Genomic DNA, 10,922 nt, shown 5'->3' with positions numbered 1-10,922 from the left:
GTCACCGCTGTGGTGACCGGGGCCCGCCGTCTACTCCTCGCTCGCCTCCGACAGGACGGAGGCGCGGGCGGCCACGCGGGCCGCGCTCTCGTCGGCTGCCCAGTCGGGCTGGAGGGAAGTCCCGGTCACGTTCCTCGCGGGACGGTGACCCGATCCGAGCTCTCGCAGTGCCTTCCCTCCACTCGATGCTGGCCGACATGCGCTGCCATGCCGCGCCCACCCGCCCAGCTCCGGATCACAGGCGTCATCACGCCGCGTGCCGATCCGACCCAGGACCTCCGCGATCACATCGATGAGTGGGCACTTACCAGCTCACCAGCGACCCTATTGCCAGAACTGCCCACGTTCACCCGTTCGACTGATTGCGAGCGTGCGATCACTGGCAGCTGGCGAGGCACGGACCAGAATCGCAACCCGGCGATGAGCCATCGGACTTGGGCAGTGGGCAAGTCCAATGAGTGCGAGGGGTGGTCATGGAGGTTTTCCCGCTCCGTGAGGGTGAGGTCGACGTGCCCGGGCGGTTCGAGGCACGGATCGTCGACGCAAGGGGGCGAGTGCGGCGGCTTCCCTGGCCACAGGTGGCCGGTCAGGTCGTGCTGGAGGAGTCCGCCGCAGTGCGTACCTTTCCGGTCCGGCGTGGGCGCCGAGTGGCACCGGGCTGGTGGTGGTCGGCCACGACCGGGCGCCTGGTGCACTACGGGTTCGGGGCCATGCGCACGCAGGTGATGCTGCTGGACCATGACCCGCAGGTGGTGGCACTGGCCTGCAGCCCGGTGGAGTTGGCATGGCTTGGGCATGACGGCCAACCCGCATGCCACACACCGCACCTGATGGCGCGCCTTGCCGACGGCAGCGGTCTACTGATCGACTGCGCGGGCCGCGACGGCGTCTCCGAGCGGATCACCGAGAACGCCCCTGTGATGGCCGCGGCAGCGCAGGCGGTGGGCTGGCGCCACCACATCGCTGCGGTTCCGGACCGAGCGTTCGCGGCCAACGTGCGGTGGCTGGCCGGGTTCCGCCACCCTCGCAACGCGCAGGCCGGGCGGATGGAGGAGATGGCGGCGTGCTTCGCCCGGCCCCGGCTCCTTGTTGAAGGAGTGCGACGGCTCGGGGATCCCATCGCGGTGTGGCCGGCCGTCTTCCACGCCCTGTGGAGCGGAGCGCTCAGCGCCCCCCTGGACCGGCCGCTGCACGAACGGGTCGTCGCCGTCAGCGTCCGGCCCGGACCGGTGGTGACCGCGTGACGCGCCTGAGGCTCACCGTCGGCGATGAGGTCCGCTGGGACGGGCGCACCTGGAACGTTGCCGTCCTGGAGGGAGCCAGTGCGCGGCTGCTGGAGGCGGGAACGGGCGCGGTCGCCGCCGTGTCGCTCCCCCACCTCGTCACCGATCCCGGCTTCGAGGTCGTGGGAGCTGATCGGCCCGTGGTGGCGCCGCTGGCGCTCCTGGACGCGCTCCCCGACCACGTCCGGGACCAAGCCCTGGCCTGGGAGCGGCACGTGCGGGAGGTCGAGTCCGGCATCACAGAGCCGGGCGGCGAGGCGCCGCGGCCCCAGTACGACCCTGCGACACGGACGATGGCGCAGCGGGAGGCGGCGAAGGCCGCGGAGCTGACCGGGGCGGGTGTGCCGACGAGTGTGGCGACGGTGCGCAGGATGCGGGCGCGGTACCGGGAGCGGGGCGTGTGGGGGCTGGTGGATCAACGTACGACCCGTCCCAGGTCGCCGGTGGGCCGGGCCGATCCGCGGGTGGTGGAGGCGGTGAAGGCGGTCCTTGAGGAGCAACGGGGCAGGTCGACGGGCACGTTGAGCGCGCTGCGGGACCGGGTCCGGTGGTTGCTGGAGGACCTGTACGGTCCGGGGGTGGTGGCGGTGCCGCCGCAGTCGACGTTCAACCGGCTGGTGCACGCGCTCGGGGACGGTCAGGGGGTGCTGGGCAGCGCAGTGCAGCGACGCTGGCACGCCGCGCGTCCTGAGCCGCCGTTCGGTGCGACGGTGGCGCTGCGGCCGGGTGAGCTGGTGATGATGGACAGCACGCCGCTGGACGTGCTCGCGGTGATGGCGGACGGGGTGGTCGGCCGGCCGGAGTTGACGATCGCGATCGATGTGGCCACGCGGGCGATCTGCGCGGCGGTGCTGAGGCCGCCGGGCAGTAGCACGGTGGACGCGGCTGTCTTGCTGGCGGAGATGGTCGCGCCGATGCGGATGCGCCTTGGCTGGGACGCCGTGTTGGCGATGCAGCGGTCGGTGGTGCCCTACGAGCGGCTGCTGAGCCTGGACGAGCGACTGGAGGGGGCGGCCGCGCGGCCGGTGATCGTCCCCGAGACGGTGGTCGTGGATCAGGGGAGGGTGTTCGTGTCCGCCTCGTTCCTGGCCGCGTGCGAGAGCCTGGGAGTGTCGCTGCAGCCGGTGCCGCCGGCGAACGGTCCGGCGAAGGGCCATGTGGAGCGTACCTTCAAGTCGATCAATCACGGGTTCTGCCAGTACGTCGCCGGCTACACCGGGTCGAACACCACCGAGCGCGGCTCGGGTGTGGAGGAGGAGGCCTGCTGGACGCTGCCGCAGTTGCAGGATTTCCTCGACGAGTGGCTGGTCGCGGGCTGGCACGCGCGCAAGCACTCCGCGCTGCGGCACCCGCTGCTGCCCCACCTGGCGCTGTCCCCCATCGAGATGTGGGCCGCGCTCGTGGGCGTCACGGGCTACGTTCCGGTGCCGCCTACATCGGACAGCCACATCGAGCTGCTGCCGGTGCGCTGGCAGGTCATCAACGACTACGGCATCCGCTTCGACTACCGCACCTACGACAGCAAGGCGCTGAACGGTTTCAGGCGGCGCACGGTCTACGGCACAGGTGAGGCGCAGCGGTGGGAAGTCCACTACAACCCCTACGACCCGGCGCGGATCTGGGTGCGGCTGCCGAAGGGCTTCGTGGAGGTTCCGTGGATCCACGCCACCGAGGTCAGCCTGCCGTTCACCGACTACACCTGGCGGCACGTGCGCGCCACGGTGGCCCGCGCGAGCGACCGCGATGCCCATGAACTGGCCCTGGCCAGAGCGCTGGACGCGCTGCTTCGGCGTGCGGGCGCCGGGGTGGGTACGCGCCGTGAGCGCACCCTGGCGGCGCGGGCCGCCGCCGGACAGGCCGTCGCGCTGCGCCGCCCCGACCCCAGTGATGTGGACGTGCCGTCGGATGTGGCGCCACCTGTGCAGGCACGGCCGCCGGGAGAACAGCCGGCGGAACCGGATGAGGACCTCGTCCTCGGCTTCGACGAAGGCGAGGACGAGGACGAGGACGACGGAGAGGACGCCCTGGGCGCAGCCACGGCGCAGGTCCCTTCCGCGCGTGTGTCCCGTCTGCTGAATCCCCATGAGGAGGCCGCCCGATGGCTGTAGTAGAGATCGCCGCTGACGACGAGGACGCGTTCAAGCCCATCACGACCTGGGTGGGCTGGCGCGACTACGTCGACAGCCCACCGTTGTCCCTGGAACCGGCGGCCGACAGCTCCCTGTGGACCGTGGAGCAGCAACTCGACCACCACTCGCAGTTCGTCGTCATGACCACCCCGGTCATGACGAAGGTGTCGAGGGAGCTGCAGCTGCTGCTGCACGTCAACCGCCGCCAGCGGGGCACGGCCAGGCGCGGGCTGATCGTCTCCGGCCCCCCGAGCACCGGGAAGACGACCACCATGATGGAGCTGGGCCGGATCTTCGAACTGGCCGACCGGCGCAAGCACCCCGATGCCGGCGTGCGCCTTCCGGTGGCGTTCGTCGCCGTGCCGCCCGCCTCGACCCCCAAGATGCTCGTCGCCGAGTTCGCCCGGTTCCTGGGGCTGCCGCTGCTGCGCCGTATGAACCAGGCGGAGATCACCGACCTGGTGTGCGCGAAGCTCAGCGAACTGCGCACGCAGCTGGTCCTGGTCGACGACATCCACCTCCTCGACACCCGCACCCGCGCCGGTGCCGAGACCTCGGACCAGATCAAGCACCTGGGCGAGCGGATCGCCGCCACGTTCGTCTTCGCCGGGGTCGACGTGCAGGACTCCCCGCTGCTGGTCGGCCCGCGCGGGCAGCAGATCGCCGGGCGCTTCCAGCTGCTGCGCAACGACCCGCTGCCGTACGGGGCCGAGAGCCAAAAGCAGGTCTGGCTGGAGCTGGTCACCGACCTGGAGAGCGCGCTGCGGCTGCACGACCACCGCCGGGGAACACTCCCCCGCCTGGCCGCCTACCTGCACAGGCGTACCGGGGGTGTGATGGGCACCCTCGTCTCGCTCATCCGCAAGGCGGCCACAGCCGCGATCCTGGACGGCTCCCAGCGCATCACGAAGGAGTCACTCGAGCGGTGCGAGCTGGACCTGCGCGCAGAAGAACAGCTGCTCGCCCCCACCGTGCCCAAGCCGCGGCGAAGCCCCGCCCGGCCCGCCCGGCCCGCGCGGAGCGGGCGGTGACCGCGCAACGGCCTGTCACCGGACGGCTCAGCCCCATGCGGTCGGCGGCGGGCTTGCCCTCGTCCACGCTGTTCCCTGCGGCCCCGTGTGCCGGAGGCGGCGTGCGGCCCCTGGCCCGGGAGACGACGCTGTCGTTCATCGAGCGTCTGGCCGGCCGCTTCCATACCACCGCCTACGACCTGATCGCCGAGTTCTTCGCCTTCGGCAACCGCAAGCCCATGTCCTCCCTCAGCTCGGATGGCGAGGTGTACTTCAACGCCGACGCGCGGGATCGCTTCGCGGCGCTGTGCGCGGTGCCGCCGCAGCATCTGGAGCTCGCCCTGCCCGCCTGGACGCAGCTCGAGCCGGTCGGGCGCTACGACACCGGGCCGGCAGCCACCTTCTACGGTGCCACCTCCATCGCCCCTACCGCGGCCGCGTGCACACGCTGCGTTGCCACACACACCGGACGGGCCGAGCCCGCGCGGCTGTACACGGCGGTCCACCAGCGTGTCTGCGTGCGCCACCAGACCTGGCTCCTGGCCACCCAGGACGACCACCCGGCGCTGCCCGCGTTCCGGCAGCTCAGCCTGGCCGGACTGCCGCAGGTCATCCGAGCCCAGGGCCGCCACACGACGTTCTTGCGCCGCCGCGAACTCATCGCCGAGGCCTTCCCCGTCGCCCAGGCGATCACCACGACCTGGCGAGATGCCCAATGGCCCCGGGAAACCGAGTGGCCGCAGCGCCTGGAACAGCTCGCCGCCGCCAACCAGAACACCGGCCTCCCGCCCCACCTCACCTGGGAAATCGTCACCTACCCCGAGACCGTCGCCCTCGCCGGACTGCTGGCCAGCCGCTTCTGGCAGCACCAAGTCCTGAACGACGCCGGCAACCACCAGCCGCACGTGCCCGCCGACACCCCCACCTTCACCCGCGAACTCGCCCACCGCCTGCGACGCCCCTGGCTCGCCGAGGCACTGGCCGCCACCGACTCGGGACCACTGACCGCATGGCTGCAGGCCTGCTGGCGCTCCCGCGCCGACCAACGCACCACGACGACCAGCATGTGGTGGATCCCGCCCGCCTACCGCACCCCGCCCGCATCCCCCGGCACGACAGCGCGCAGCACCACGACCACCGAACCCGAAGAGAAGCCCGGTGACGCCGGGCACGGATTCGCCCGCGGCCTCGCCCTCGCCCGGGCCTTCGCCGCCGACCACGGCCACCTGTGCATTCCCTCCGGGTACCAGAAAGACGGCGTCAAGCTCGGCCTGTGGCTAGCCAACCAGCGCGCCGCAGGACCGAAACTCGCTCCCGAGCGCAGCAGAGCCCTCGCAGCCCTCGACCCCTGGTGGAACCCGCCCTGGAGCACCCGGTGGCAGCGCCTCTACCTACGGGCACACCGACAGGTCGCATCCGGCACCGTGATCAGGCCACGGGAAGGCTTCGACGACTTCAGCGAGAACCTCGGCACCTGGCTGTTCCAGCAGTGCCTGAGATACGAGGCCCTGCACCCCCAACAACAGAAGCTGCTGAACCAGATCGGCATCATGCCCCACGACGCCCAGCACGCACGCCGACGGGCACGCAGCATGGAGGACATCCGCGCCGAATACCTCGACCAGGCACGTATCTACTGGGAGAAGCACCGCCACCTGTGCGCCCGGTCCAACGACACCCAGGACGGTTACCCGATCGGCCAGGTGCTGGCCAATCTGCGGGTACGCGCCCGGCGCGGCAGAGCAGACCCCGCCATCGCGCAGGCGTTCAACGGCCTGGACCCCTGGTGGGCGGCACCGTGGCCGCCCGGCTGGCAGCGTGCCTGCTACGCGGTGCGCGATCTGGTCCGCCGCGGCCACGTCCTCGACCCCGAGAATGCCTTCACCGGCTTCGACGACGAACTCGGCCAATGGCTCTACACCCAGTGCGTGGCCTACCCGAACCTCGCGGTGGAGCAGCGCCACCAGCTCGCAGCCATCGGCCTGACCCGGCAGGTCGCCGCCACCGCCCGGCCCAACCCCGCCACCAACAAGCCCTCCCTGGAAACCGGGCTCCACTACGCCCGCTCCTACGCGGCACTCCACGGCGACCTCAACACCGCGCCCACCGACCGGCACGAGGGCTTCCCCATCGGTACCTGGCTCAGCCGCCAGCGGCACCAGGCCAACCTCCACACCGCCAAGTTCACCTCCCCCTACCCGGCAGGTCCGCTGCTGGCCGCCCTCGACCCGTGGTGGAACCCACCCTGGAGCGCGGACTGGCAGATCAACCACCGTGCAGCCCGCAAACTCGTCGAGAACGGCCTCGAACTCATCCCCCAACGAGGGTTCCCCGGCACACCCGACTGGACCGGACAATGGCTCTACGCCCAGTGCACCGCCTACCAGAGCCTGCACCCCGGCCAGCGGCACATGCTGGCGCGACTCGGCATCACCGCCGCCAACGCCCGCCGCGCACGGCCCCGCCGCATCACCCAGCAGGCGTCCTTCGAGACCGGCCTGGGCCACGCCCGGTCCTTCGCCGCTCAGCACGGACACCTCGCCGCATCACGTACCGCACGCCACAACGGCCACCGACTCGGGTCATGGCTCGCCAACCAGCGCCAGCGAGCAGCGAACGGCCGCCTCCCCCACGACCGTGTCCAAGCCCTCGACGCCATCGACCCCTGGTGGAACCCACCCTGGGGCCTGCCATGGCAGATGACCTACCACACCGTCAGAACCCAGATCCACGGCCGCGCCCTGAACGCCGCCGCCGGCTTCCCCGGCCTACCGCCAAGCGCCACCCGGTGGCTGCTCACACAGTGCATCAACTACGACAGCCTCTACCCGGGCCAGCAGCAGCTCCTGGCCGACCTCGGCATCGCCGAGGCCGACGCGCGCACCGCCCAACCCCAGCACGAACCACGCGAGCGCCCCCACACCGGCGCCGGCCAGCCGCGCCCCACCACCGTCTCCTCCTCCATCGACGGAGGACTCCCCTACGCCCGTTCCTACGCACACGCCCACGGCGGACTCGGAACCGCCCACTACGACGCCGAAAACAACGGCTTCCCCCTCGGCTGGTGGCTGTACGAACAACGCAAACGCGCCAACGCCCACCAACGCCGCACCGGCCAACCATGGCCTCACGAACAAGCCCTGGCAGCACTCGACCCATGGTGGAACCCGCCCTGGAGAATCAGCTGGCAGCACACCTACACCCGCATCCGCACGGCCGCGACCGAAGACCGGCGCTGGACCGGAAGCGAACACCGCTGGCTCGCCACCCAGCACACCAACTGGCACACCCTGCACCCCGACCAACGCACCCTCCTCACCGCCATCGGCCTCGCACCCAGGGACAACAGGTCTCGTACCCACCGGAAAAGAGGGAGCCCTGTTTCCCCAATGGCGGAAGAATCGTCCTGTGACCCAGGAAACATGGCTTGATACCGCTACCCGAGAGCTTCTTCAAACGGTCTACACCCTGATGAAGCAGCGAGGTGACTGGCCCACATTCACTGCGGTGGACTTGTGGGCCGACAGAGAGCTGGGCATCGAGGACGCCCAGGCCGCGCTTCTCGCCGTTCCTGACACCTACCTGTTCCGCCCATGGCAGAGGCACGGCTTCTCCAACAACGACGCGGTCCGGCTGACTCTTCAGGGGGTGACAGCCTGCGAGGGTGGCGCTGAAGATCTGCAGCTGCTGGCGCGGTTCGTGGCCTGGGTGACGGATCTCGAACGCCACGACACCAGCCCGGCCGAGACCGCGCTCATGGCCAGCAGCAAGGCCTTCGCCGCACACGAGGGCCTGGACATCGACGAGCCAGACGAGGCCGAGGATCAGAGCGCAGCCGACGCGACCATGGAACCGGAAGAGCCCACGGCATCCGTCTCCTGGGCAGCCTTGGGTGTAGAGGAGCAGGAAGTCTCAGAAGACGTAGAAGCCGCGCGTGGGAAAGTAGCGCGCGTCAGAGTCCTCGCCGATCTGCTTCCAGGTTTCTGGGCAAGCAGCGGCTGGCAAGCCGAAAAGCCCTGGCTGTGGCAACTGACCCTGGATCGACCACGAGTGCGGCCGTACCGGCATGTACAGGGGGTGGACGGGCTCCTGGAGTACACCGCGTCCGTCGAACGCGAGCGCGCAACAGCGGCAACAGCGCTTATGCACCGGCTCGCGGACGCTCCCAGAACCTCGGACGCAATAGACAGGCCGACAGGCGCCGGAGAGGAACAGCCGGTGCCGTCCCAGGACCACAGCCTCGATGTGCTGCTGACCCTGCTTCGGGAAGAGATCGTGGACTCGTGCGAGGCACCGCTGCGTGCTGACCTGTACGACGAAGCCATCTTCGCCGCCTTCCGGCGACTGGAAGACGAGGTTCAGCAAAGGGCAGGCAGCCCAGCCATCGGTGACCTACTGATCAAGGCTGCCTTCAAGGAGAAAACGAATCCCATCCGGATCTCCGATCGCGACGGCGATATGGATCGCATGGTCCAGCTGTTCGCAGGCGCTGTCGGGCTCTTCAAAGGCGACCGCTCCCACAAGAGCCAGCCGAACCTGCCGTGCGTGACACGTCGTTCGTGCCTTCGCATCCTCGCGCACGCAAGTTCCCTGCTTGATCTTCTCGACCGCGACATCGACCGCGCACCAGCGGTCCGCGGATACCAGTACCACCAGGTAGACCTCACGCTGTGGGTCGAGCGAGCAGGCCCCCAAGTCCAGGTCTGGCTGGACGAGACAGTATCGTTGACGACGCGCAGTTACCGGCCTGGAACCCTGGTCGTCGACGTCTCCGCGGTCTCCCCAGGGGAGCACCGCGTCCATCTGGTCGACGGGACACGCCACGGGCCGGCACACACGGTATGGCTGGTACGCGACCCGCGGCGCTCGACCTGGCACCGAGTAGTCGAGGTTGACGTTCCCCTGTACGGCGATGCCCTCGGCCAGCAACTGCTCGAAGTCTCGGGTGTTCGACTGGAGGTCCTCGAAGCTGGGATCACCAGTCAACGGGTTGTGCCGACCCGTCAGACCTGCCGGGTGGGCCATTACGTCGAGTGGCACTCGTCGCCGGCCCGCGAGCAGGTCGGCCCGGCTTGGGCGCGCGACCATGTCGGAGGCCCGCTGCGCCCGGTATGGGACAGTTCTGCGCTGCTTGACGGCCAACCGAGCGCTCCCGTTCACGAGGAGCGCCTGATGCGGATCAGCATCGAGCCCGGCTTTCTGCGCCTCCGTCGCGGCGAGCAGGTGCCGCTGCGCGTCCTGGGCCACTACACCGACGGCACTGCGACATGGACCGTGCCGCTGAACAGCCCAGCGGTGGAGACGACAGACGAGAAGATCGCTTTCGTCCAGAACAACACCGTCCGCGCGAAGGATCCGGGCGTCACAACCCTGCGCTGCCAGCACGACGGCTGCTACGCGGAAGCCCGCGTCGACGTGGCGGCCCATCCCCGCTGGACCGCCACCGCGCTGCTCACCGGCCTACCTCCCGTCAGTGGCATCTGCTGGACCCCGCAGGGCCTCGTCGTCAGCACGCGCGGCCGGCACCTCTGGCGGGTAGACGCGAAGACCCGGGCATACCGAATGATCAGCGCGCTGCCCCCGGTGTCCGCCCACGACCAGGGCACCGACACAATTGCCGCCCGCGATGACGGAGAGCTCGCCGTCCGCGTCGTCGGCGACCGCAGCATTCTCGTGCTGCACCACCACGACGACTACCAAAGCAGCGTGGTCGTAGCGCCGGACGCAGAGGGCGTGCCTATGGCCTTCGTGTGGGACAACGACGCGCTCCTCACCGCCATGCACGACGGCGCTCTGTACCGGGTGCAGTTGGACGGCACCACGGAAGAGCTCGCCCGCGTCCAGGGAACCCCTGTCGCCATGGCCACCGGTCCAGACTCCCTGTTCATCCTGAGTTCCCCTTCGCTAGAGGAAGCCACGGATCTGGCTCACAACAGGCTGTGGAGCATCCCATACGCCGAGCCAAGCACAGCTGCGGACCTCCTGCAGGACCACAGGCTCAGCGGCCTGAACGGCATCACCCTTTCCGGGGCATCCATCCTGCTCAGCGACTTCAACGGAGGACGGATCATCAGCCTGCACAACAACAAGGTCCGCGAAGTCACCGCGGACCTCATAAATCCGGGCCAGCTGACCACCAGCAGCACGGGCGACGTCTATGTCGCCGAGTTCGGAGCCGGAACCATCCGCCGGCTCCTGCCGTAGCCAGCAGACTCGACCAGGTCCGACGACGGCCAGGCCCGCTGACGCGTGCTGCCACCTCCACGGCGGCGGCACGCGGCGGCGGGCCACACCACAGCTACCTCGGACCACCCATTCAAAATGACCACCAACCAGCAAAACTGAACAGGCCTCGCTGCCCAGCCGAAGCGGCAGGTCAGCGGCCACCACGCCCACAGCAATCCGGACTCACTACCCGGTGCAACACCCAAACAAGCCGAACCACCTATCTGAACAGCCCAGCTCACACACCGAAACACAGACCATGATCAACGGCCGCG

5 protein-coding genes are annotated in these 10,922 nt (G+C 69.6%); all 5 read left to right on the top strand.

All coding sequences use genetic code 11. The annotated features are described in order from the left end of the window. The first annotated feature begins 473 nt into the window (after positions 1–473). A complete protein-coding gene (locus ACFWIS_RS30315) occupies positions 474–1,244 on the top strand; it encodes a TnsA-like heteromeric transposase endonuclease subunit (protein WP_380454387.1) in 771 nt (256 codons plus the stop codon). Then, positions 1,241–3,391 (top strand): Mu transposase C-terminal domain-containing protein, encoded by a 2,151-nt coding sequence (locus ACFWIS_RS30310; RefSeq protein WP_380454385.1) that lies wholly within the window; start codon positions 1,241–1,243, stop codon positions 3,389–3,391. Before ACFWIS_RS30315 ends, ACFWIS_RS30310 begins: the two co-directional genes overlap by 4 nt. Further along, entirely contained in the window at positions 3,382–4,443 is a 1,062-nt protein-coding gene (locus ACFWIS_RS30305; protein WP_380454383.1) for an AAA family ATPase, read from the top strand. The genes ACFWIS_RS30310 and ACFWIS_RS30305 overlap by 10 nt, the downstream gene beginning before the upstream one ends. Before the next feature lie 101 nt (positions 4,444–4,544). Continuing rightward, positions 4,545–7,853 carry a helicase associated domain-containing protein gene (locus ACFWIS_RS30300; protein WP_380454381.1) on the top strand — a complete coding sequence of 1,103 codons (3,309 nt, stop codon included), beginning with the start codon at positions 4,545–4,547 and terminating at the stop codon, positions 7,851–7,853. After that, the gene (locus ACFWIS_RS30295; protein ID WP_380454379.1) at positions 7,831–10,626 is read left to right on the top strand and encodes a TIGR02391 family protein; all 2,796 of its coding nucleotides are present in this window, start codon (positions 7,831–7,833) and stop codon (positions 10,624–10,626) included. The genes ACFWIS_RS30300 and ACFWIS_RS30295 overlap by 23 nt, the downstream gene beginning before the upstream one ends. Positions 10,627–10,922 lie beyond the last annotated feature (296 nt).

Origin of the sequence: Kitasatospora sp. NPDC127060, assembly GCF_042724935.1 — a bacterium.
Lineage (GTDB): Bacteria > Actinomycetota > Actinomycetes > Streptomycetales > Streptomycetaceae > Kitasatospora.
This window is presented reverse-complemented; position numbering and strand designations above follow the sequence as displayed.